Source organism: Salipaludibacillus keqinensis (assembly GCF_003226325.1).
GTDB lineage: Bacteria > Bacillota > Bacilli > Bacillales > Salisediminibacteriaceae > Salipaludibacillus > Salipaludibacillus keqinensis.
Genome location: NZ_PDOD01000004.1, coordinates 265,558 through 286,747, shown reverse-complemented (window position 1 = coordinate 286,747; position 21,190 = coordinate 265,558). Strand labels below are relative to the sequence as shown.

The 21,190-nt window shown below is 37.5% G+C and carries 23 protein-coding genes; 7 read left to right on the top strand and 16 right to left on the bottom strand.

Annotated elements, in window-relative coordinates; genetic code table 11:
• Positions 1 to 14 precede the first annotated feature (14 nt).
• Positions 15 to 218, bottom strand: a complete 204-nt coding sequence (tatA, locus tag CR194_RS16200; RefSeq protein ID WP_110610943.1) for a twin-arginine translocase TatA/TatE family subunit — start codon at positions 216 to 218, stop codon at positions 15 to 17.
• A gap of 351 nt (positions 219 to 569) precedes the next feature.
• Here tatA and CR194_RS16195 point away from each other — a divergent pair, with 351 nt between their 5' ends.
• On the top strand, positions 570 to 842 hold the full coding sequence (locus CR194_RS16195) for an acylphosphatase (RefSeq protein WP_110610941.1): 273 nt from the start codon (positions 570 to 572) through the stop codon (positions 840 to 842).
• A gap of 363 nt (positions 843 to 1,205) precedes the next feature.
• Positions 1,206 to 1,715 (top strand): DoxX family protein, encoded by a 510-nt coding sequence (locus CR194_RS16190; RefSeq protein WP_110610939.1) that lies wholly within the window; start codon positions 1,206 to 1,208, stop codon positions 1,713 to 1,715.
• Between the two features lie 101 nt (positions 1,716 to 1,816).
• On the opposite strand, the gene CR194_RS16185 is transcribed toward CR194_RS16190, so the two are convergent.
• On the bottom strand, positions 1,817 to 3,151 hold the full coding sequence (locus tag CR194_RS16185) for a lysine N(6)-hydroxylase/L-ornithine N(5)-oxygenase family protein (protein WP_110610937.1): 1,335 nt from the start codon (positions 3,149 to 3,151) through the stop codon (positions 1,817 to 1,819).
• 426 nt (positions 3,152 to 3,577) lie between these two features.
• Positions 3,578 to 3,826: a hypothetical protein gene (locus CR194_RS16180; RefSeq protein ID WP_110610935.1), complete on the bottom strand. Its 249-nt coding sequence runs from the start codon at positions 3,824 to 3,826 to the stop codon at positions 3,578 to 3,580.
• A gap of 223 nt (positions 3,827 to 4,049) precedes the next feature.
• Between CR194_RS16180 and CR194_RS16175 the strand changes: the two genes are divergently transcribed.
• Both CR194_RS16175 and CR194_RS16170 read left to right on the top strand, forming a co-directional pair.
• Positions 4,050 to 5,483: a cryptochrome/photolyase family protein gene (locus CR194_RS16175; protein WP_110610934.1), complete on the top strand. Its 1,434-nt coding sequence runs from the start codon at positions 4,050 to 4,052 to the stop codon at positions 5,481 to 5,483.
• Entirely contained in the window at positions 5,483 to 6,691 is a 1,209-nt protein-coding gene (locus tag CR194_RS16170) for a GNAT family N-acetyltransferase (RefSeq protein ID WP_110610932.1), read from the top strand. The genes CR194_RS16175 and CR194_RS16170 overlap by 1 nt, the downstream gene beginning before the upstream one ends.
• A 192-nt stretch (positions 6,692 to 6,883) precedes the next feature.
• Here the strand turns inward: CR194_RS16170 and CR194_RS16165 are convergent, their stop codons facing one another.
• Positions 6,884 to 8,257, bottom strand: coding sequence for an aldehyde dehydrogenase (locus tag CR194_RS16165; protein ID WP_110610930.1), 1,374 nt, complete (start codon positions 8,255 to 8,257; stop codon positions 6,884 to 6,886).
• Positions 8,258 to 8,529: 272 nt separating this feature from the next.
• On the opposite strand from CR194_RS16165, the gene CR194_RS16160 reads away from it, so the two are divergent.
• Both CR194_RS16160 and CR194_RS16155 read left to right on the top strand, forming a co-directional pair.
• A complete protein-coding gene (locus tag CR194_RS16160; protein WP_199228191.1) occupies positions 8,530 to 9,096 on the top strand; it encodes a small multi-drug export protein in 567 nt (188 codons plus the stop codon).
• A gap of 162 nt (positions 9,097 to 9,258) precedes the next feature.
• Positions 9,259 to 10,215, top strand: a complete 957-nt coding sequence (locus CR194_RS16155; protein ID WP_158282298.1) for a sensor domain-containing diguanylate cyclase — start codon at positions 9,259 to 9,261, stop codon at positions 10,213 to 10,215.
• Between the two features lie 70 nt (positions 10,216 to 10,285).
• Here the strand turns inward: CR194_RS16155 and CR194_RS16150 are convergent, their stop codons facing one another.
• The 3 genes from CR194_RS16150 to CR194_RS16140 all read right to left on the bottom strand — a co-directional run bounded on the left by CR194_RS16150 (position 10,286) and on the right by CR194_RS16140 (position 12,818).
• Positions 10,286 to 10,612 (bottom strand): nucleoside triphosphate pyrophosphohydrolase, encoded by a 327-nt coding sequence (locus CR194_RS16150; protein ID WP_110610924.1) that lies wholly within the window; start codon positions 10,610 to 10,612, stop codon positions 10,286 to 10,288.
• Between the two features lie 283 nt (positions 10,613 to 10,895).
• Complete coding sequence (locus tag CR194_RS16145; protein WP_110610922.1) at positions 10,896 to 11,537, bottom strand: MOSC domain-containing protein; 642 nt, start codon at positions 11,535 to 11,537, stop codon at positions 10,896 to 10,898.
• 108 nt (positions 11,538 to 11,645) lie between these two features.
• Positions 11,646 to 12,818 carry an acyl-CoA dehydrogenase family protein gene (locus tag CR194_RS16140; protein WP_110611128.1) on the bottom strand — a complete coding sequence of 391 codons (1,173 nt, stop codon included), beginning with the start codon at positions 12,816 to 12,818 and terminating at the stop codon, positions 11,646 to 11,648.
• 245 nt (positions 12,819 to 13,063) lie between these two features.
• On the opposite strand from CR194_RS16140, the gene mreBH reads away from it, so the two are divergent.
• Positions 13,064 to 14,074 (top strand): rod-share determining protein MreBH, encoded by a 1,011-nt coding sequence (gene mreBH / locus CR194_RS16135; protein ID WP_110610920.1) that lies wholly within the window; start codon positions 13,064 to 13,066, stop codon positions 14,072 to 14,074.
• 77 nt (positions 14,075 to 14,151) lie between these two features.
• On the opposite strand, the gene CR194_RS16130 is transcribed toward mreBH, so the two are convergent.
• From CR194_RS16130 to CR194_RS16090, 9 genes are all read right to left on the bottom strand, one after another.
• On the bottom strand, positions 14,152 to 14,718 hold the full coding sequence (locus tag CR194_RS16130; protein ID WP_110610918.1) for a class I SAM-dependent methyltransferase: 567 nt from the start codon (positions 14,716 to 14,718) through the stop codon (positions 14,152 to 14,154).
• 45 nt (positions 14,719 to 14,763) lie between these two features.
• Positions 14,764 to 15,318, bottom strand: a complete 555-nt coding sequence (locus CR194_RS16125) for a carbonic anhydrase (protein ID WP_233254399.1) — start codon at positions 15,316 to 15,318, stop codon at positions 14,764 to 14,766.
• Positions 15,319 to 15,328: 10 nt separating this feature from the next.
• Positions 15,329 to 16,993, bottom strand: a complete 1,665-nt coding sequence (locus tag CR194_RS16120; RefSeq protein WP_110610916.1) for a SulP family inorganic anion transporter — start codon at positions 16,991 to 16,993, stop codon at positions 15,329 to 15,331.
• 163 nt (positions 16,994 to 17,156) lie between these two features.
• Entirely contained in the window at positions 17,157 to 17,384 is a 228-nt protein-coding gene (locus tag CR194_RS16115; protein ID WP_110610914.1) for a sulfurtransferase TusA family protein, read from the bottom strand.
• 93 nt (positions 17,385 to 17,477) lie between these two features.
• Positions 17,478 to 18,608 carry an MBL fold metallo-hydrolase gene (locus CR194_RS16110; RefSeq protein ID WP_110610912.1) on the bottom strand — a complete coding sequence of 377 codons (1,131 nt, stop codon included), beginning with the start codon at positions 18,606 to 18,608 and terminating at the stop codon, positions 17,478 to 17,480.
• 118 nt (positions 18,609 to 18,726) lie between these two features.
• Entirely contained in the window at positions 18,727 to 19,296 is a 570-nt protein-coding gene (locus tag CR194_RS16105; protein WP_110610910.1) for a sulfurtransferase TusA family protein, read from the bottom strand.
• A 243-nt stretch (positions 19,297 to 19,539) separates the two neighbouring features.
• Positions 19,540 to 19,677, bottom strand: a complete 138-nt coding sequence (locus tag CR194_RS16100) for a lmo0937 family membrane protein (protein ID WP_110610908.1) — start codon at positions 19,675 to 19,677, stop codon at positions 19,540 to 19,542.
• Positions 19,678 to 19,798: 121 nt separating this feature from the next.
• Complete coding sequence (locus CR194_RS16095) at positions 19,799 to 20,110, bottom strand: thioredoxin family protein (protein ID WP_110610906.1); 312 nt, start codon at positions 20,108 to 20,110, stop codon at positions 19,799 to 19,801.
• A 131-nt stretch (positions 20,111 to 20,241) separates the two neighbouring features.
• Positions 20,242 to 21,132, bottom strand: coding sequence for a diacylglycerol/lipid kinase family protein (locus CR194_RS16090; RefSeq protein WP_110610904.1), 891 nt, complete (start codon positions 21,130 to 21,132; stop codon positions 20,242 to 20,244).
• Positions 21,133 to 21,190 lie beyond the last annotated feature (58 nt).

Here is a 21,190-nt window from a genome sequence, read left to right as displayed (position 1 = left end):
TAAGTTTGATAGATTTAAGAGCTTGACTTTTCATCTACTGAAGTCGAATGAGTAGGTTCATCATTAGCATCTTCGGTTAACTCTCTCGTTGATTTTTTAAACTCTTTTAATGTATCCCCGAGTGCTTTTCCCATCTGCGGTAATTTCTTCGGTCCGAAAATAATTAGTGCGATAATTAAAATCAATATCAAGCCTGGTATTCCGATATTAGCTGGCATGTTCTCTCCCCCCTTTTTTCATTTCATTATGAAGCAATCGATACGATAAACTTGGTGGTCTTGGCTAAACGTTGTTATAGATTATAAAGTGCTTTATTCCTTGAAGTTCACTTGAGACACTTTCTCAATTGTGATTTATATCACTTACTACAGTTTCATTATATATTTCTATAAAAACTTACAGTGGAGTCACTTGTGAACAAACAGAAAAGATCTAGTGTCATATTTGTGAAAAAATGAACAAAACTGTTTATTGATAGTAATAACACTTAAATATTTAATTTTTAAAAAGTGTAAGTTTGATCTGGAATGGGAATAAATTCAGAGGAAGTCTACTTGGAGGTGGATAAAATGAAACGATATCACGTAATTGTAGATGGACGTGTTCAAGGTGTTGGTTTTCGATATCATACACAGTTAAGTGCAAGTGAGCGGAATCTCACTGGATGGGTTCGGAATAAAACGGACGGGGCGGTAGAATTAGAAGTCCAAGGTAATACAGATCAAATAAATTCATTGTTATCGTCGCTTGAAAATGCAAGATTTCCTGCGAAAGTAGAAAAAGTAATAACAAAAGAAATAGAAACCAAAAATAATGAAGAATCGTTTTCAATTTGTTCGTAACCAGGGAGGACGGTTCTCGCGCTTGAGATACGTAGAATGACCCTAAAGATTAGGACGAAAACTAGAGGAATTATTAGGAAAAAATTGTTAAATGACAGGATACCCAAAAGGTTTTGGGTATCCTCTTTCTTTTTTTGTGAGTTTCATTTCCACCATATTTATAGTTATAAAAATAATATGTGTATTATTTCACAAATTAGACATCAGTTTGCTACTAAATGGTCACTTTTATGACATTCATACGCTGGCAACCTATTATATACTTGAACCAACTTAGTTAGTGATCACTAACACATCTAAAAACTGATGACCGGCACTTAGACAAAACTGAAATTATTATTCTTATTGAAAAGAGGGATTTATATGTTTATGGATTTCATTCGAAACAACAAAATTGCTGCTAGCGTGTTGACTTTTCTCCGTATATACATTGGGTGGCAGTGGTTGACTTCTGGTTGGGGGAAAATCACAGGTGGAGAAACTTTTGATGCTAGTGGGTATTTGACAGGTGCTGTAAATAACGAAGCTGTTATCGAAACGTATCCAACCTATCATGCTTTTATTGAAAGCTTTGCTTTGCCAAATGCAGGAGTATTTAGCTTTATGGTCGCTTGGGGAGAATTTCTTGTAGGGCTTGGATTAATTCTTGGAGTGTTAACAACAGCTGCTGCATTCTTTGGAATTGTTATGAACTTTGCCTTTATGTTTGCAGGAACGGTTTCTTCAAATCCATTCTTAGTCTTGTTAACAATCTTTATTCTAGTAGCTGGTCACAACGCCGGTAAATTTGGGGGAGATTACTACGTGATTCCTTACCTTCGTGCTAAACTGTTCAAAACAAAACAACAGACGCCCCTTAGCCAAACCGCATAGCTATAATGCGGTAATAAGAAATCATCATTTTAAAGGCAGATCCTAGGGGGAACTTGGATCTGCCTTTTTGTTGCGCATATTTTTTTAATTAAGTTAGCCCATTAAGACCACTGGTTCTTCTGGTTCAGCTGATCTACTCCAAAGTTTTGAAACACAGAATTCCGCTGCTCTGGGTATACTTCTTTACCTGTTAATTGATTGATGATCGTTATATTCCGTTGAACAGATAAGGCTAAGTTCGTTGCCCCTGGCCCGTGAGAGTGCTCTAGATTTGTCAAAGTGAATATTTGATGAGGCCGCTCCTTCTTAAATACTAAACGATAATCTCTTGTAACGGCATACCGTCCATCCGCATCCCATTTGATCAGTTTGTCAAATTTCTGCATCCATTTTGGTGTGCTTGGCTGATATCCTGTAGCTAATACTACTTTATCCACAGTCAAGGTGAACGATTCCTCTTGTTGCCACTGGTGACAGTGAACAATATAACCTTTGCTACCTTTCTCAATTTCTTTTATTTCTGTATTCGCTTGTATGTTTACATTCGGTTCATTAGTGTGAACGGATCGGTGATAAAGTAAATCGTATATTTCATGTAGCGTCGATTCCTCAACCCCATTACGAAGCTGAGCAAGGTTTGGCAATTCATTCTTACGTTTCTCAAAAGGAAGCTTATGAAAATAATCAATGTAATCAGCTGAAAAAACTTCCTGACCTAACTTTCCTGCCTCTAGTTGAAAAAATCCTGAAGACCGAGTAATCCAATGAAGGTGGGGTGTTCCTCTTTGTTGCTTTTGTAACTGGTCAAGAAACACTTCCGCTGCACTTTGGCCAGAACCAGTGATCAAGATAGAATCCGCCTCACTTAACGCCTCTTCAAAATATTGGTACTGACTAGTGTGTAGAATATCTTCAGAAGGAAACCTATCAAAATCACCTGGAATCATCGGTTTACTACCTGTTGCTACGATCACATTTCTTGTGAAAAAATGATCCAATTGATTTGACTCTCTGTCTTGTACGACAACCTCGTAGTAAGAGTTATCCCCCTCATCGTGATCCAGTACATCAACCACTTTCTTTCCAAAGCGGCAATTTGTAAGCAGTCCTGCCACCCATTGAGCATAGTCATTGTATTCTCTGCGAGGGATATCAAACCGGTTAAAAAAATAAAAAGCAAAAAGTCGATTGTGCTTATGTAAATAATTGATAAAACTAAATCGACTGGTCGGGTCTGCAAAGGTGACTAAGTCTGCTAGAAAGGGCACTTGTAAATCTGCTCCCTCTATCAGCATACCTGGATGCCAATTAAACGAAGGAGTTTCATCAAAAAATACAGCTTCAATCTCCTTTTTGTCCTCTAATAATGCAGCCATACCTAAATTAAATGGCCCGATACCTATGCCAATCACGTCGAAAATATCTATTTTTTTCATATGTTAACTCCTCACTTCTCGATTCTATCTATTATTTAAAGCTCAGTTAAACGTTGTTGATGACACAGAGAGTACGATTCATAGAGCCCTATAGACTCTTTATCTAAAGAGCGAGACGAGCAGAGGGAAAAGTATAGGTAATTCCGACTATCTCCGTAAAATACAAGCGGTAACGAAATAAATACTATCATAAAGATCAATGACAGAAATCGCCAAAATGATTTACCAGAGCCTTATTTATAGTATAGTTCCTTTTTCAAACTTTTCATAAACAAAAGAAGGCAAAAAAAAGAAAAGGTTAGCGACCTTTTCTTATACAGGGAGGTATTAAAAGTAAAATTGCACCTCTTATTAAAGAGGAAAAAATGTATAGCTAACAACGTTAGACATATTTTGTGAAATATTGAGCATATTTACCGAAAATTTTTATTCGCAAGCCGGGTTACGGGGAATTTTAGTTACTGAAATATCGTTATACATTCTAGTACTTCTTTTGATAATACAGACAAAATTTGTTGTCCAAATATATGAGGGAATTGCTTGGTCCTCATTTTCAAACATCATTGCTTCGAATTCATCGCCTACTAAATCTTCAAATGTTTCCTGAGTGTACGTTTCTGTGTCCGTTGTAAACGTACACCACTCACAGAACAATTTTCTAGTTACTGTTTTCATGTTGATCACAACCCCTTTCGATAGTTTTATTTTACCACGCCACCTCATGGAAAGTTTGTGAAATATTGAACATATAGTGACTGTTTTTAAAGCGGTTTCATTAAATATTACCTTCTAAAGTTGTTTCCTATGAAATGTACAATTCTTTTCTGTATGATATAGGAAAAGCGTATTTATTTAGTGAGGATTTATAAATGTCCTCTATAAACTTGAGGTGAATTAGATGAAACCGGTTTATGGAATATGGTTACGAAATAATTTCCGATTACAGGACCAGCCTGTTATTCAAAAGGCCATTGAGGCTGCACGGACTAATGATGGAACAATAATTGTGTTTTTTCATTTACATCCGTACTTTCTAAAAAAGATACATTTACATCACGATTATTTTTTTCAAACTCTTGAAAGATTTCGGAAAGACTGCCAAGAAGATTCGATCCGTGTACACATTATATACGGTGAGAACGAAGAGGCATTCACTACTTTAACAAAGGAGATTCCATCTTTAGAGGCCGTCTTTCATTTAGAAGACTTCACTCCATTTGGACGTGACAGAGACGAAGAAGTTTCAATTTTTCTCCATAGCAAAGGAATCGAAACGGTTGCCTTAAGAGGAAGTCACATTCATCATCCTGAAGAAGTATTAAAAGACGATGGAAGCCCTTATCAAGTATTCACTCCTTATTACCGACAGTGGGCAAAGCAGACGAAACCATCGGTAGTTGAAACAAACATTAAAGAGCTTATTTCCAGACAAGAAGACGTTAAAGCGATCGATGGTCAAGGTGAGAAACACTTTGAAAATGACGTTCTTAAACGGTGTACCATGAATTGGAACGCATTGGGGGAAAGCTTTGCACGTGAAAGGCTTGAAACATTTTTAGATGAAGGACTTATAAACTACGAGGAATGGAGAGACCGTCCGGATTGCAAAGGAACTAGTCGTCTATCTCCTTATATTAAAACTGGTACACTCTCTGTTCGAACAATTTTCCACACGGTCCATGATCGGATTGAATCTGCCGGGAAAGGCGCAGAAACATATTTAAAAGAGTTAGCTTGGCGCGATTTTTATGCAATGATTTATTCATTTTATCCTCAGACAAAAGACCAAGAATACCAAGAAAAATACCGATCTATCTCGTGGAATACTGACGCTGAGCTACTTGAAAAATGGAAAAAAGGAGAGACAGGTTTCCCTATTGTAGATGCAGGAATGAGACAATTGCAATCAATTGGCTGGATGCATAACCGATTGCGTATGATTACCGCCTCTTTTTTAACGAAGGATTACCAGATCGACTGGCGAGAGGGAGAGAAATATTTCTCAGAGAAGCTGATTGATTATGATGAAGCTTCGAATATCGGCGGATGGCAGTGGGCCGCTTCCGTTGGCACCGATGCTGTTCCTTACTTCCGAGTATTTAACCCCACAAGACAATCTGAAAGATTTGACAAAGATGGGCGTTTCATAAAAAAATATGTACGTGAACTTGCACATGTACCAGAAAAATACATTCATGAGCCGATGAAAATGCCAAAGAATGTCCAGGCAGATTCCCAATGTAGTATAGGCGAAGATTACCCTGAACCAACTGTGGACCACGGCCTTCAAAGAAAAAGAGCCATTGCTCTATTCAAAGGAGAGAACGAATAATGTCTATACGGAAGTTAAGACCTTCAGAAGTAGAATCAAGTATACGCATGTCAGAGTTTGCCTTCCAATATGAAATGACAGAGGAGGAGCGAAAGGAACGAATAAAACTGACAGACCCTAACGAAACATGGGTCATAGAAGAAGAAGGACAGATCATCTCTAAAACTGCCGTGATCCCTTTTCACGTATATGTAGACGGTCGGCCGGTTTCCATGGGCGGCGTGTCTGGCGTGGTGACGTGGCCAGAACACCGAAGGAATGGACTCGTTTCTCAGTTACTAAAGCATGCATTAAAACAGATGAAAGAAGACGGACAGCTGTTATCTTTCTTATTCCCTTTCTCCATCCCATTTTACAGAAAATTTGGTTGGGAACTGTTCGCCGATAATGAATCAATCACACTCACGAGAGATCAACTTCCTCCTCGTAAACAGCACAAGGGGATAGTAAAGAGAATTGATAAAGATTACACGATGATTGAAGATGTTTATCACACTTGGGCAAAACGTTATTCCGGTGCGATCGTCCGTGACGAAAAATGGTGGGATCAATCTGTATTTAAGCGAAAGAAGGGCACGTTAGCTGCTTATTATAATGAAGAATTAACCGTAACAGGATATATGATTTATGAGGTGAAAGGTCGAAAAATGACCGTTCATGAAATGATCTGGTTAGATGGAGACGCTCGTCATGGTTTATGGAGCTTTATTACCAATCATGACTCCATGATTGATACGGCAACGATTAAAACCGTTGCTCATGACCGCCTTCCTTTCCTTCTAACCGATCCGAAAGTGAAACGGGAAGTTTCATCTTATTTCATGGCACGGATCGTGAATGTAAAAGAGTTTTTATCCATTTATCCGTTTACGATAGAGAACAATACTCCTCCTATCATTCTCCATATCACTGATGAATTTTGTCCCTGGAATGATGGAACATATATAATAGTAAAGAAAGATGGACAAATAGATGTGCGCTTTTTCCAAACTCAAAAAGATTCAGAGAAGGAAATAGGCGCATCTTGCCAGCATCCTCCCAAAAAAGGGTTGAGGCTTTCAGTGCAATCCTTAACTGCTGTCTTATTCAACTATCAGCCGGCTGATGTCTTGCATGAAGAAGAGTGGATCGTTGGTGATCATGAAACGCTTAAATTACTAAACAAAAGTACCCCTGCATTAAAACCATTCTTATATGATTTCTTTTAATTCATGGACAATTCTTAGAGTAAGCATTTCTAGCTTGTTATGACATCTTGTAAGGAGAAAGATCATCATTCCCTTTCAGAGGATAAGCTACCAAGCTTCCTTAAAAAAAGAATGATCTCTCTTAATATGCACATGAAACTGAGCCAACATAACAAAGCAGCACCGGCGAGTTTGCCAGTGCTGCTTTGTTATTTAATCCCACATTCTTCTTAGCGTCTTTAAAGAGGCATCAGATTGTCCGTAACGTATTGGGAGATCAAAGGATGTAGGTTGCTTAAGCACACTTTTCTCATGAGTGAACGTGTCAAAGCTTGATTTCCCATGATAAGCTCCCATACCGCTCTCACCAACTCCACCGAACGGTAAATAAGGTGTCGCTAAATGCATGATTGTATCGTTCACACAACCTCCACCGAAGGATAGGCTGCTAAGAATAAACTTTTCACTTTCCTTGTTCTCAGTAAATAAATACAATGCTAATGGATTGGGGCGTTGTCTAACAATATCTATAATTTCGTAATCATCTTTATAAAACATAATCGGTAAAATGGGTCCGAAAATTTCTTCAGCCATCACATCATCATTCATATTCACATCCATCATAATCGTTGGTTCAACATAACGTTTTTCCCGATCAAAGCCGCCTCCATAAAAGACTTTATCTTGATCAATCATGGATACGAGACGATCAACATGTTTCTCATGGACAATTTTTGGATAAATCCTATTTTTTCTCGCTTCCTCACCAAACCACTTTTTCGTGTAATGCATGAGTAATTTCAAAAACTTCCTGCGTCTTTTCTCATGAACCAAAATATAATCAGGAGCTACGCAAGTCTGACCAGCATTGATGAATTTCCCCCACACAATTCGTTTTGCGGCGATTTTTAAATTTGCATCGTCCATAATAATTGCGGGGCTTTTCCCACCCAATTCCAACGTAACTGGGGTTAAATGCTTTGATGCTGCTTCCATTACTTTTTTTCCGACTTGAGTGCTTCCAGTGAAAAAGATATAATCTACGTTTTCGTCCAGTAACGATTTCGACACTTCTGCATCGCCCTCTACAACGGCAATGTATTTCTCCGGAAAAGTAGAAGCGATGAGATCGCGAATCACCATGCTTGTGTTTGGTGTAAACTCAGATGGTTTTATAATTGCTGTGTTCCCTGCACCAATTGCTCCAATCAAGGGAGCTACCGCTAACTGAAACGGATAGTTCCATGGTGAGATTATGAGAGTTACACCATAAGGTTCTTTATAAACGTAACTTTTCCCACCAAAATGAGTGATTGGTGTTTTTTCCTTTCGGGGCGTTGCCCAGTAATCAATATTCTTAACCATATCTTTAATTTCGTTATATAAAAAACCAATCTCAGTTAAGAAGGCCTCGTGCTCGCTTTTATTCAAATCCTTCTTGACAGCATCTAAGATATCTCGTTCCCTATCTTTGATCGCATTCTTTAATTTTTGCAGTTGTTCTTTCCTGAAAGCTATATCTTTCGATTCACCGCTATAAAAATACTGTTTCTGTTTCTGTACAAGTGATTGAATGGCATCTTTCATTGTTTTTCCCCCTTTTAATTTCTCTTTCATGAGCTATTCCCGTTTTTTATAACTCGTAAGCAATGATTACTTGTCTTTTCTTTTATTGGTCTTTTTGATTGCCGCTATACCCTCTATTCTTGCAACCTTTTTTCAACTTCCATCGTTCATTCTACCAATTTATTTTTCTTTTAGGTGAAATTGTTTTATCATTGCAGAGAGAGAAACAGACTGAAATTTATCCACAGTAGTCTCGATTACCTATTGGTGAAAGTTAGGAGCAGTGCTTTATTATGTTCGACCTTATCTGGCAATATTTATTAATATTCTTTATGGCAGCAACCCCGTGGTTAGAAATCTTAATTGTCATTCCCATTGGCATTGGGATGGGCTTAAACCCCTTTTGGGTTGGAATCATATCCTTTGTGGGAAACTTCCTGCCTATTATAATCATTGTTTACTCATTAACATGGTTCCAAAAAACAAACATTTATAAAAAATGGAAACAAAAACGATCTTTGCGAAAATCATTAAAAAATTCAGAGAAACCAATTCAAACATCAACTGATTCAGAAGTGGAACCTTCTCTATCAGCGCATAATTACAAGCAGAACAAGGCTCCGAAGAAGACCAAAAAAGACCGGGCAGCCGATATTTTTCATAAGTATGGATTGCCTGGATTAGCTTTACTTGGACCTGCAATAACAGGGATTCATTTAGCAGCTTTGATTGCCTTGTCTCTTAAAGCAGATAAACATACGACTACATGGTGGATGGCTGGAAGTCTAGCTGCATGGACTGTATTTCTAACTATTGCTAGTTATTACAGCCTAGACTGGATCGTCAACATATTCTCATAATATTGTCTAAGTTCGTCAGAGGAAGATCTCTTACTAGGAGCTTCCTCTGACGTATTTCACGGTAACCTTATTTAAATGAACCATTTTCGCCCAACTCATTATTAATATGGTACAATAGTAAGGATAAAATTTCCTAATTAATGACTTAAGGAGGGCATTCAGGTGTATATATATATCTTTTTTCTTCTGATAGGGTTCGCTTCTGGTACGATTGTCATATCCCTTTATAAAAAGAGAGAAATACATAAAAAAAATGAAGAAATTCAACAAGCAGAGCGTTCAAAGGATGAAATTATCGATTTAGTTGAACATTCCAAAGACATCATTTACTACTTCCGATCGGAACCTGAATATGAATATTTGTACTTAAGCCCTTCCGTAAACAAAGTTCTTGGTTGGGATATAGTCAAACATTATGAAAACCCAGAAGAAATCTTTGCTTTTATTCATCCAGAAGATTATCCTACTTTATTGAACAAAATTCATGGAAAAGTTGATTTCAGTCGTCCTTTGTTGCAAAGGTGGAAACATATAAAAGGGCATTACATTTGGTTTGAAGAAACTGCAAGACCTGTTTATGAAAATGGTGTATTCATTGGCGTCCAAGGAATCCTTCGAAATATCACTGAAAAAATAGCATTGCAGAAAAAATTAGAATATCAATCTTTGCACGACGAACTAACGGGCCTATCTAACCGATATGCTTTTCGTGACCGTGTGAGTTATTTGAATAACTTATCTGATTCTTCAGTAGGGCTTTTGGTGTGTGATATGAATAACTTGAAAAATATAAACGATACTCATGGACATGTTGCAGGTGACCAGTCCATTCAACATACAGCCGAATACCTCATCACTCAACTCAATGAAGAGAATCAGCATGTTTATCGTATTGGTGGAGATGAATTTGTCATTATTACCACTGACATTTCCGAAACTGATTTTACCAATTTCTGTGCTCAGATCACCAATTCATTAAAACAAAACGCTGTAAATATATCTGTAGGAAACGCCTACGCAACCTCCTCAAAAGGGAAAATGGATGAGCTTTTTAAAATGGCAGACAAGTCTATGTATAACAACAAAAAAGTTCATAAAAAATCCCCGACTTTAAAGTGACGAATCGGGGATTTCTAGCATTGTGTCATCTATCAACCTTTCACATATCTTTGTTACATTCCATTTCTAACTAGCTTTCACCAACCGTTTCTAAAAACCAACCTTCATGAAAAGCTCCCCTTCGTTCAGATTTTTCTCTTCTTATCGCTTCTAGTTCTGTTTTAGAATATCCGTGGCGTTCAGCTAAACAATAAATCAATTCTACGAGATCAGCTAGTTCTTCTATTGCTTGTTCGGAATTTTGCGCTTCGAGGTATTCTTTCATTTCCTCATTTAATTTCTTCTTAGCTTCTTTAATAAACTCTTCTCCTTTTATTCTGCGATATTCAAATGTTTGTCCGTTCATTTCAATAATTTCAGGAATCCTGTCCCGAACTAGTTTATTGTAGCTGGGCATGTTCATTCTCCTCTCCGAAATAAATCCTAAAAACTTTATTCATTAAAGATTCATTAGAAAAGATAGAAAATCCTGCTCCTCCCAAGAAAAAAAGAAATCCGATTAAGTAAACCTCATGAATGGCTTACTTAATCGGCTAAATATATTGAGTATGACGTTGCAACGTTGCTAAAATCTAAAGGCTTAAAGGGGAGTAGTATAACAATTTTAGATAAAGTCTTTTTTCGAATTTTTTTACTCTTGTTCTCTCGGCTTTTACCGATAAACTCCCTTCCGACCTGATTTAGAGCTGATTTTCCATCATTTCACTCCAAGAATCAGCTAATTCAGGTATAGAGGCGATTCGACTTACAGATGCTTCGTCAGAATGTTTATGATAAAATGTTTCATTCACTTCTGCTAATGATACATCACTGAACCTTTTGATAAATTGCAATGGTGTATCGGCTGAAACCATCCCTTCTTTTATCACTCTAAAATAAAACCCTGTGTACCCACTATCCGATACTTGTTTAACTAGTGTTGGTATCTCGAATCGCTTGGCTAACTTATGACATGGCTTTCGAGGCTGGGAAATTTGAACTTGAGCTTCTCCCCATCGGAATAAGTCTCCAATATGAACCTCGTCTTCTAATAACCCTTTTACCGTCAAATTCTCTCCAAATGCTCCCGGACTTAACTTTTTACTTAATTTCTCTTCCCAGTAAGGGTAATGATTAAATGAATAAACACACACCGCTTTATCGGGCCCCCCGTGATGCACTTTATCAGCTTGTTCGTCTCCATCTAATTGCTCTTTTGCTAAGAATATCTGTTGATCGATTGATTTTTTTTCAATAGCAGTCACAATGGTCTGATTTAATCCATTCAACGTTCTTGGTTTCCCTACATTCAGTGAAATGATGTTTGCTTTAAGTCGATTCATAAGTCATCCTCCTCAAATTATGTGGAGCATTTAATTCAGAAACTACTGATGATTAATATTTATCATAATGGTATACGACTGTCTACACTTTCCATTTCATTACTTAAGTTAGTTTTTGGGATCTATCGCTCGATTCCCAAGAGCCATGAAAGTAAGATCATCAGAAGGAGGATTATGTAGACCAGCTCTTACATCACGATAATATCTTTCAAACGGCTTTGAGCGGTGGAGACTCTGTCCTCCAACCAGTCTCATCGTTAAATCCACTACTTTCACAGCAGCATTAGTGCAAACCGTCTTAACCGCAGCTAATTCCCCGCCTAATTTGCTCCGTAATTCCGGAGATGTATCCCAGATTTCTGCCACATGATACATGAAATGTCGTGCCTTCATTAATTCGAGATCCATTTCAGCTATCTTTCTGCGAACTTCTGGTACTTCACTAATAGGATGATTTAAACTATTAGGCTGATATTCTTTAGCAAAGGATACAGCATCGTTTCTAGCAGTTATAGCTATACCTAAATAACAAGCAGGGATGTGCAACAGCCAACCTTGAGGACTTGTCCCGTGACCTGGATCTTTTAGAGAAACAAGAGCACTTTCATCCACAGTTACCTCATTTAAAATTAGATCATCGCTTCTTGTAGCTCTCATCCCCATAGTGTCCCAAGTTTCTTCAAATGTGATTCCATTTGCATTTCGCGGTAGAAGAAATTCTCCTATTTGATCTTGATCAGTGATTGTGGCAGTAACAATGATGTAATCCAACATTGGTGCCAACGAAGTAAACGTTTTTTTTCCATTGATAACCCATGAATTACTGCTTTTAGTAGCTGTCGTTTCAGGTTTACCACCTCTAGCCGGACTTCCTGTTGCAGGTTCAGTAGCTGCACTGTTAATTAATAAATGGTTCCTCACTGTCTCATGGCTAACTTGTTCAAAAATTGACTCTGGCCACTTTTTTGTATCTCGTAGTTGCATCATTGTTCCATTATGCCATCCTAAAGACAACGCCGTAGCAGCATCCCCTTGTGCCAATGTTTCTTGAACTAACAAAAAATCATATAAAGATATTTCATTTCCACCATATTTCTTCGGGATCGTTAAAGTTGTCATACCCTTCGCTTTTAATTCATTCATATTTTCAATCGGAAACATAGCTTTGCGGTCATAATCAGCTGCTCTTTGTTTAAAGCTTTCAATGAAGGAAGCTGCATTGTCATATAAATTTTGCTGGTTTTCATTTTTAACGAAAAGATTTAGCTCGTTACCACTCATCATATGTTATCTCCTTTAGTAGATATTGTATTTCTTTATAGTATCTAAAAAATATTAAAGATGAAAGAATTCCTGACTTTTAGCGACAGATCTAGGCAATATTTCGCATTGTTCAACATATTTTCCCGGGAAATAATTTCTTTACACATTTTTTCATTATTTCTCTTTTAAAATACCCCTATAAATCAGAGTTTCCTAGAGAATGGTGATAATGTGACACCATATGTGAAACTGGAGGAATTATTATGTTTTCAACTATTCAAATCGGGATTGACTTAGGAACCGCAAATTTACTAGTTTACACTAAAAATAAAGGAATGATTATAAATGAGCCGTCTGTCGTAGCCATTGATATCAACACGAATCAAGTACTGGCTGTTGGTGAAGAAGCAAAAATGATGGTAGGCAAAACCCCTGAAAACATTGTGGCTATACGTCCTTTAAAAGATGGAGTTATAGCTGATTATCAAGTAACAACTGATATGCTAAAACACATTATGAAAAAGGCATCTAAAAAACTGGGAACTCCCTTAAGAAAGCCTAGTGTCGTTGTATGCACCCCCTCTGGATCTACTTCTGTTGAACGAAGAGCCATATCAGATGCTGTCAAACAATGCGGGGCTAAAGATGTTCAATTAATAGAAGAACCTGTAGCTGCAGCCATCGGGGCAGACTTACCTGTGGAAGAACCTATTGCTAATGTCATCGTAGATATCGGAGGTGGGACTACGGAAGTAGCCATAATTTCATTTGGTGGAGTTGTTTCTTGTCACTCAATCAGAGTTGGTGGCGATCAGATGGATGAGGATATTACCCAATTCGTCCGAAAAAAGTACAATTTAATGATTGGATATCGTACGGCCGAAAACATTAAAATGGAAGTCGGATACGCTCTAACGGAGCACGAAGAACTGCACATGGATATAAGGGGACGCGATTTAGTGAGCGGTTTACCTCATACAATTCAAGTGTCTTCCTATGAAATTCAAGGGGCTATTCGCGAGTCTTTGTTATCCATTTTAGAAGCGATACGGGCTACTTTAGAAGATTGTCCTCCTGAATTAAGTGGTGATATTGTAGATAGAGGTGTGATCTTGACCGGCGGTGGCGCATTACTCAATGGTATTGAAGAGTGGTTATCTAATGAAATTGTTGTACCTGTGCACCTTGCACCAAGTCCCTTGGAGTCTGTAGCCATAGGAACGGGACGATCCTTAGCCATGATGCAAAAAATTCAAAACACACGAAGTAGTTAATTTTCTGTTAGGAATAGGACACTACTCTTTAACTACTTGCACAAAAAGGCACCCAAAAAATTTTTGGGTGCCTTTTTTCAAGTTTTAAAGAAGATCATATATACATCGTTATTATCTATTCGTTCGACTAGATTCAGACCTGTATTTTTCATTTCTTGAATAAGAGTATTAGGATTTAATCGCTCATGCAATGGTGGTCCTGACTCACCTTTTACTTGGGCCCACTCAATAATTACACCTTGAGAAGATGGTTTCATGATCCGGTTGATTTCTCGGAATGCTTTTACCCGATCTTCCACTTCATGAATAACAAAAGCCGCTACGGAAGCATCTACTGTATGGTCACCTAAAGGAATATCTTCGAGATCTGCTTCAATCAGCCCGATATTGTCAGCATTTTTCTCCTGGGCACGGACACCTAGAAGTCCAAGCATTTCAGGTTCAATATCCACTGCATATACATCTCCACTTGTTAATTCCGCCAGTGGCAGAGTAAAGTAGCCATTCCCAGCACCTAAGTCCATAAGGTTGGCATTCTCAGAGAATTCTAGTTTTTTAGCTACCCATTCAGAATCGATTAATGATTTCCGTTTAGGGTCTATTAACTTATCAGCCTTTGCAGGATTGAAACGATGTCCAACCATACTGAATGCCCACCCTTTCTAATTCAGACGTTTCTACCCATTCTCTTAATCTAGCCACTTAAGCTCTCCAGATTCCAAATGGAATAATAAACCAATGACTGGAACGTCTTGACCTTTTCTTTGATAGACAGGGTGATTTTTCACATTCTGCACTTGTTGTCTAACATTATGCTCTTCCAATTCAATAGCTTCAGGATCCTTCTTCGATTGGTCAAAGGTTTCTAGGCTAGCTCTCACGTGTTTTAGCCAGCCATCCATCGATTCATGCTGAACACCTGTACTAGCTGCCAGCACTCCACCACATCTCGTGTGACCTAGCACAATAACATAATTAACTTTCAATACATCTAGTGCGTAATGTAAGCTAGCTCTGAAACTCTCATCTTCTTCTATCACTTGATTAGCTATATTTCTGTGTGTAAACATTTCTCCTAAGGGCATCCCCGTTATTGTAGATGGGCAAGTCCTAGAATCACAGCATGATACTACAAAGAAAGAAGGTGTTTGTCCTTCTCCCAATTTACTGAAAAACTGTGGATCTTTTTTAGTCATGTTTTCTAGAAATTCACTATGGGATGATTCAAGTTCTTCAATTCTCACAATAGACACCTCATTTTCCAAGTTTCAACAAAGCGGTTTCAATCGTCGGATGTTGAATGACGTCACCATACTTCTTTGTCCAACCTGCCTTTTTTAATAAGTCTCTCACAGGTCCTTTAACTTGTGCAAGTGATATCTTCACATTCTCTTCTCTTATTTGGTCGATCCATTTACCTAAATCATCGATAGCTACAGCATCCATATCATTTACACCTGAAAAATCGAGAATAATTGCCTTTAGATCCTGTTTATTGTTAATAAAGTCAGATAACCGCTCTTCGATATATGATATATTAGCAAAGTAGATCGCTGCATCAATTCGAACAATCAACACATCATCCTTTGTCTTCGCCATTGGATAACGGTTCACATTTCTATACGTTTGATTCTCTTCAATATATCCAAGTTCTGCCATATGAGGTTTTGAACTTCGGTAAACAAAATTTAGTATCGAAAATACTACTCCAGTTGCAATACCTGCTTCAATGCCTATCACTAACGTAGCAGAAAAGGTTACAAGTAAAGAAATAGCATCAATTCTCTTGATATTCCATAAATGGAATACTTCTTTCACATCAATTAAACCGTAAACAGCCACAATAATGATTGCCGCAAGAACTGCCTGAGGTAAATAATAAAACCAAGACGTGAAAAAAAGTAATGTAAGAAGAATAATAGCACCTGTAATAATTGAAGCTAAGCCTGTTCGAGCACCTGCATCATAGTTCACAGCTGATCGAGAAAAACCGCCTGTCACTGGAAAACCTGAAAAGAAACTAGTTCCAATATTAGCAATCCCAAGACCGTTCAATTCTTTGTTTGCATGAATCGTGTACCTTTCTTTCGTAGCAATGACCTTCGCCATCGCATAAGACTCTACAAAACCAATGATGACAATAGTGAATGCAATAGGTAACAAGGTATTAATGGCAGGTATATTTAAAGAAGGTATAGATAGGCTAGGTAATCCATCTGGGACATTTCCTACGATTCCTACACCAATTTCATTTAACTGTAAGAAACCTACTATGGCAATCATGGTGACAACAACAACCAATGCTCCAGGGATTTTTTTTATTTTTTTCTTGAAGAGTACAAGAATAAAAATACTCCCTAAACCTATCAAGAGGGTAGGCAGATGAATCTCGTTAAGTCTTGTAAATACTTCTGCAATGATTAAAAACACATTATTTGATGCTTCAATCTCTACTCCAATTAAATGCTTTAACTGACTCATTCCAATAATGATCGCCGCAGCTGAAGTAAAACCGCTTATTACCGCATGAGAAATAAATTTACTAATTGCTCCCAGTTTAAATATCCCCATTAATAATTGAATAACACCAACCATGAAAGCTAATAAAAACACTAGTGAGATGTACTGGTCACTCCCAGGTTCAGCCAATCCAGAAACACCTGTAAATATCAATAAAGAAACCATCGCTACCGGTCCAACTGACAATTGTCGTGACGTTCCAAATAGTGCATATAAAATCAACGGTACGGTCGAAGCATAAAGTCCCATCACTGGAGGTAAGCCTGCTAGCATAGCATAGGCCATTCCTTGGGGAATTAACATGATGGCAACAATTAATCCTGCGATCATATCACCTTTAAAATCTTCTTTTAAGTCATATTTCTTCATCCAATCAAGAAAAGGGAACCACTGATTCATAAATCCGTCCCCTCCTTTCTAAAGCATGTTTTTAATTAATTATTCAAATAGTTGAAGAAATTTAGCAAATCTTCTTAATACAAACTACAATCTTTAATATTACCTAAAAGATAATAATAGCCTGCCACCTGTGGAGGGGCAGGCTATTATTATCTTTACTTTCTTATGCTTTTTTAATCCAAAACTTCAAGACTTGGTCTTCTTGATCCTCTTTTACAATTTCGTTCCCGCTTGATTTTGCCCAAGCAGGGATATCCGATTTCGCACCCTTATCTGTCGCTAGAACTTCTAAGATATCTCCACTTTGAAGCTGATCCATTTCCTTTTTCACCTTTACAACTGGCATCGGACAAGCGAGCCCTTTTGCGTCTAACACTTTAGTACTTTCCATAATCATATACCCCTTTTCAATTTTAGTAGTTTTATTTTATTACGCTTTAGCATTCACACTTTTTTCATTTACGATTTGCGGTATATCTAGATTCTACGATACGGCACAGCGGTTTGGACCGATTTCCATTTCTGTTTCTTCTTCAGAATCTGGTGTCACTTTACCCATGTTCGTTTGTCTGATCTCTTTGTACGAGTTCGGTTGCGGAGGCAGATTCTCTGTAACCATTTGGCGAAATTCACCTTCATCTTCTACTTGTAAACCGTTATTTTCTTTGTATAAATCACCTAAACGCGCGACTACTCGACCTGTTTCATCTAATTCTTTTAGCTTTGCGAAATGAGCAGGTAATACAAGTAAATCTTGATTCATATTTTTATATCTCACATACAATGATTCTCTTAGGTCACCAACCCAGTCTTCAGCAAGCCCAGCTAAATCTGGTCGTCCAATGGAGTCTAAGAACAAGATATCTCCTGTAAATAAATACGTATCGTTTACAATAAGTGACGTACTTCCAATCGTATGACCAGGTGTATAAACAGCTTTTACTTTCACCTGATCATCTCCAAAAATAACTTCTTTTCCATCTTCTAATGGTTCATACTTGAACGTTACCTCGCCGGCGTCTTTAGGTGGCAAGTAATACGTTCCCCCAGTTTTCTCAGCCAGTCGTCGTCCGCCTGAAATGTGATCAGCGTGCAAATGAGTATCAAACATGTGTAATACTTTTATGCCAAGCTCTTTAGCAAATGCTTCATATTGATCGGTCAAGCGAAGAGGATCAACCATCGCACCTTCATCTCCGGACACAATCATATACGAGAGACACCCTTTACCCAGTCTCACGAACTGATAGACAGAACCGCCATTTTCTAAATCTCCCAACTTTATAGGTTCAAGATGTTCACTCCAAGTCTTCATGCCACCTTCGAGATAATAGTAATCTTTTCCTGTAGCTTCAGATAATTCTTCAGCAACAAACTTGGATGAACCTTCCTTAGCACAGACAACAAGGACCTCCTTGTCTTCCGGAAGTTCTTTCACCAATTCTTCAACTCCATCTAATAAGTCAAAATAAGGACGATTAATAGAAGTAATGCCTTCACCTTCTATTTTCCAATCAGCATAAGCATCATTATTTCTCACATCTATGATAAATAGCTTTTGTTTATTGATAACTTTTTTAGCTACTTCTCCAGCTTTCATTGCTTTAATTCCCATTTGTAACTGCCTCCTTGTTTATCTTTGTAATAATTAAATGTTGGTTTCCGCGCCTTTAAGCTCCAATCAACACTTTTACCTTTTATCAAGTGACTTTACCAAAGCCTTCTATTATTACTTAAGATTCCTTTTCTGTCGGTCCGTCCCATTCTGTCATGCCTGGCTTAACGTTGAATACCTTTTTAAATCCTTTTTGGTCAAGCAGTTGTGCTGCCATATTACTTCGATTTCCTGTTCTGCAGACAACATAAATTTCATTGTCTTTGCTAATTTCATCTATTCTCTCGTCCAGTTCACCTAAAGGAATCGAGATCGCCCCTGGAATGTGAGAAAAAACGTATTCCGCTGGCTCACGAACATCCAAAATAGTTGTCTCGGTAATGTTTATCTTTTCTTTTAAATCGTCGTTACCAACCACGTTAGGATACTCTTCTACTTCTTTTGTTTCACTGGGATCTGACTTCCGCAAATAGTGATAAAGCACCTGACCTTCTTCTCTGGATCCTAAATACTGATTTCCTGTATTTTTAGCCCATCCTTTCATATCAGTAAGAGATCCTCTGTCTGTTGCTTCTACAAGTAATACCTGTCCCGGTTCGATCTGATCCATCATTTTCTTTGTTTTCACTACAGGCATAGGACATGCCAATCCTTTTGCATCTAGAACTTTATCAACCTTAATCGTCATGAGTGAATCCTCCTTATATAGTAAATAATCTAAATTACATATACCTATACGGGTATTAAAAAGAGTAAAAAAATATATGAGCTTTTATGCTCGATTTATTTCTCTTAAATAATTACCCCTACAGGTATATTAATAAACTTTCTCGATAATGTCAAGTACATCTTAGAAAAAACGCTAGTCACTTGAATTCCGCCATAAAAAAAGAACTTCAAAGGGTTAAAACCATCTTTGAAGTTCTATTAGTTACTTCCCTCTAATTCGATTTACAATAAATACGATTAAAGCTACAACTAGCACTATGTGAATTAATCCACCAGCTAGATCTAGAACTAAACCAACGATCCAAAATAAAAGTAATATCGATATAATCGTCCAAATCATGAATATTTCCTCCTTCAATTGCTCAATGAAGTAATGATTACTATTATAAGAGCTTAGTTAAAATATTTCCTAATTTGTCGGATTATAAACATTAAATTTCACCAAGTAAGCGCATTAATAACTAAAAAAAGCGTTGGATCATTTGATTTAATTCATTATAAGCAATAAATCGGGAACCTCTCCACTGTTCTTTTCCTCCGATAAACAAAATAAGTGTGGGAGCTGTTAGAACCAAATATTCACCTGAAATTTCAGGCACCTGTTCTAGACTAACTTGTAAAACATGAACCTCATTGTGTTTAATGGCCCCTTGTTTCAATTGCTCCTCAACAGCAACACATACAGAGCATCCTTTTGATTTAATCAGTAACGCTACTGCTTGTTGATGTGCTATGCGTTCTTTTATTAATTCCAAGTTGTTTATTGTTTCCAATGCATTTCCCCCCCAAATAGAATTCATTATCACACAAAAAAACGCCTAGACGTAAAGGCATTTTTTTACAAGAAAACCTAAATTAGATTTCCTAGTGTTCCAATTATTTTCTCTTTTTCGCTTAGATCATATTATTGAAGATCTGCAATGAACGAAAGATGTTGAGCTTTAACCCCTATTTTCAATGGCGTCTCTAAATATATTTCCCCATCGGAATCAGCCTTCATGGGTTGCTCTGTTTCCATGAGAATCTGATCTCCTTTCATTACAGTGACATTTTCGCTCACGTTTTCTTGTCCGAAAAGTCCTTTGCGTTGAAACCACTCTCTAAATATGGCAATGCCTCCCTCTTTAACAATGAATAGGTTCAATTTCCCATCCTCCAAGGAAATATCTTCAAAGGGTAGCGCTCTCGTTCCAATAAAAGCGCCATTCATAGCTACGATCATAACCGCATCTCCTTCGTATTCGCCGTCATTCAAGTTGATTTTATATTTAAACGGTGTTGTTTCTTTCATCGATCTCATTGCACTCATAAAATAGCTAAGTGTACCTGTTCTTTCTTTTGCTTCTTGATCAATATTCTCTGATGCTTCTGTGATGAGACCTATACCTACAAAATTAGAGAAACTCCGGTCATTCATGTATCCTATATCTATTTTCTTTTGTTTTCCATTTACTGCAAAGACTGATGCTTCAGCAATGGTCATTGGTACATTCAGTGACCTTGCGAAATCATTACAGGTACCTCCTGGAAGAATGGAAATGATAGGAGGATTATTTAAATCAACCAGTCCATTTACACACTCATGGACCGTACCATCGCCTCCCATAATAAATAAGATGTCTGCTCTTTCTCCTTGTTCTTTACAAATTTTCTCTAAATCACCTGGTGCTTTCCCTTTAAGAATCGTTAATTCTTCCACTTTTTTAGATAGTATACCAGCTGCTATACCAACATTTTTCTGCCCGTCATCTTGTCCTGCTTTATCGTTATATAAAAGAAATCCTTTTTGATACATCTGCTCCACTCCTATCAATGTGACTGTTTAGGTCTATACCCTGAATAAACGGACCTAA

Bases quoted from the DNA above. Each gene is read 5' to 3' on its own strand.
- tatA (WP_110610943.1), bottom strand. From the start codon at position 218: ATGCCAGCTAATATCGGAATACCAGGCTTGATATTGATTTTAATTATC.
- CR194_RS16195 (WP_110610941.1), top strand. From the start codon at position 570: ATGAAACGATATCACGTAATTGTAGATGGACGTGTTCAAGGTGTTGGT.
- CR194_RS16190 (WP_110610939.1), top strand. From the start codon at position 1,206: ATGTTTATGGATTTCATTCGAAACAACAAAATTGCTGCTAGCGTGTTG.
- CR194_RS16185 (WP_110610937.1), bottom strand. From the start codon at position 3,151: ATGAAAAAAATAGATATTTTCGACGTGATTGGCATAGGTATCGGGCCA.
- CR194_RS16180 (WP_110610935.1), bottom strand. From the start codon at position 3,826: ATGAAAACAGTAACTAGAAAATTGTTCTGTGAGTGGTGTACGTTTACA.
- CR194_RS16175 (WP_110610934.1), top strand. From the start codon at position 4,050: ATGAAACCGGTTTATGGAATATGGTTACGAAATAATTTCCGATTACAG.
- CR194_RS16170 (WP_110610932.1), top strand. From the start codon at position 5,483: ATGTCTATACGGAAGTTAAGACCTTCAGAAGTAGAATCAAGTATACGC.
- CR194_RS16165 (WP_110610930.1), bottom strand. From the start codon at position 8,257: ATGAAAGATGCCATTCAATCACTTGTACAGAAACAGAAACAGTATTTT.
- CR194_RS16160 (WP_199228191.1), top strand. From the start codon at position 8,530: ATGTTCGACCTTATCTGGCAATATTTATTAATATTCTTTATGGCAGCA.
- CR194_RS16150 (WP_110610924.1), bottom strand. From the start codon at position 10,612: ATGCCCAGCTACAATAAACTAGTTCGGGACAGGATTCCTGAAATTATT.
- CR194_RS16145 (WP_110610922.1), bottom strand. From the start codon at position 11,537: ATGAATCGACTTAAAGCAAACATCATTTCACTGAATGTAGGGAAACCA.
- CR194_RS16140 (WP_110611128.1), bottom strand. From the start codon at position 12,818: ATGAGTGGTAACGAGCTAAATCTTTTCGTTAAAAATGAAAACCAGCAA.
- mreBH (WP_110610920.1), top strand. From the start codon at position 13,064: ATGTTTTCAACTATTCAAATCGGGATTGACTTAGGAACCGCAAATTTA.
- CR194_RS16130 (WP_110610918.1), bottom strand. From the start codon at position 14,718: ATGGTTGGACATCGTTTCAATCCTGCAAAGGCTGATAAGTTAATAGAC.
- CR194_RS16120 (WP_110610916.1), bottom strand. From the start codon at position 16,993: ATGAATCAGTGGTTCCCTTTTCTTGATTGGATGAAGAAATATGACTTA.
- CR194_RS16115 (WP_110610914.1), bottom strand. From the start codon at position 17,384: ATGGAAAGTACTAAAGTGTTAGACGCAAAAGGGCTCGCTTGTCCGATG.
- CR194_RS16110 (WP_110610912.1), bottom strand. From the start codon at position 18,608: ATGGGAATTAAAGCAATGAAAGCTGGAGAAGTAGCTAAAAAAGTTATC.
- CR194_RS16105 (WP_110610910.1), bottom strand. From the start codon at position 19,296: ATGACGATTAAGGTTGATAAAGTTCTAGATGCAAAAGGATTGGCATGT.
- CR194_RS16100 (WP_110610908.1), bottom strand. From the start codon at position 19,677: ATGATTTGGACGATTATATCGATATTACTTTTATTTTGGATCGTTGGT.
- CR194_RS16090 (WP_110610904.1), bottom strand. From the start codon at position 21,132: ATGTATCAAAAAGGATTTCTTTTATATAACGATAAAGCAGGACAAGAT.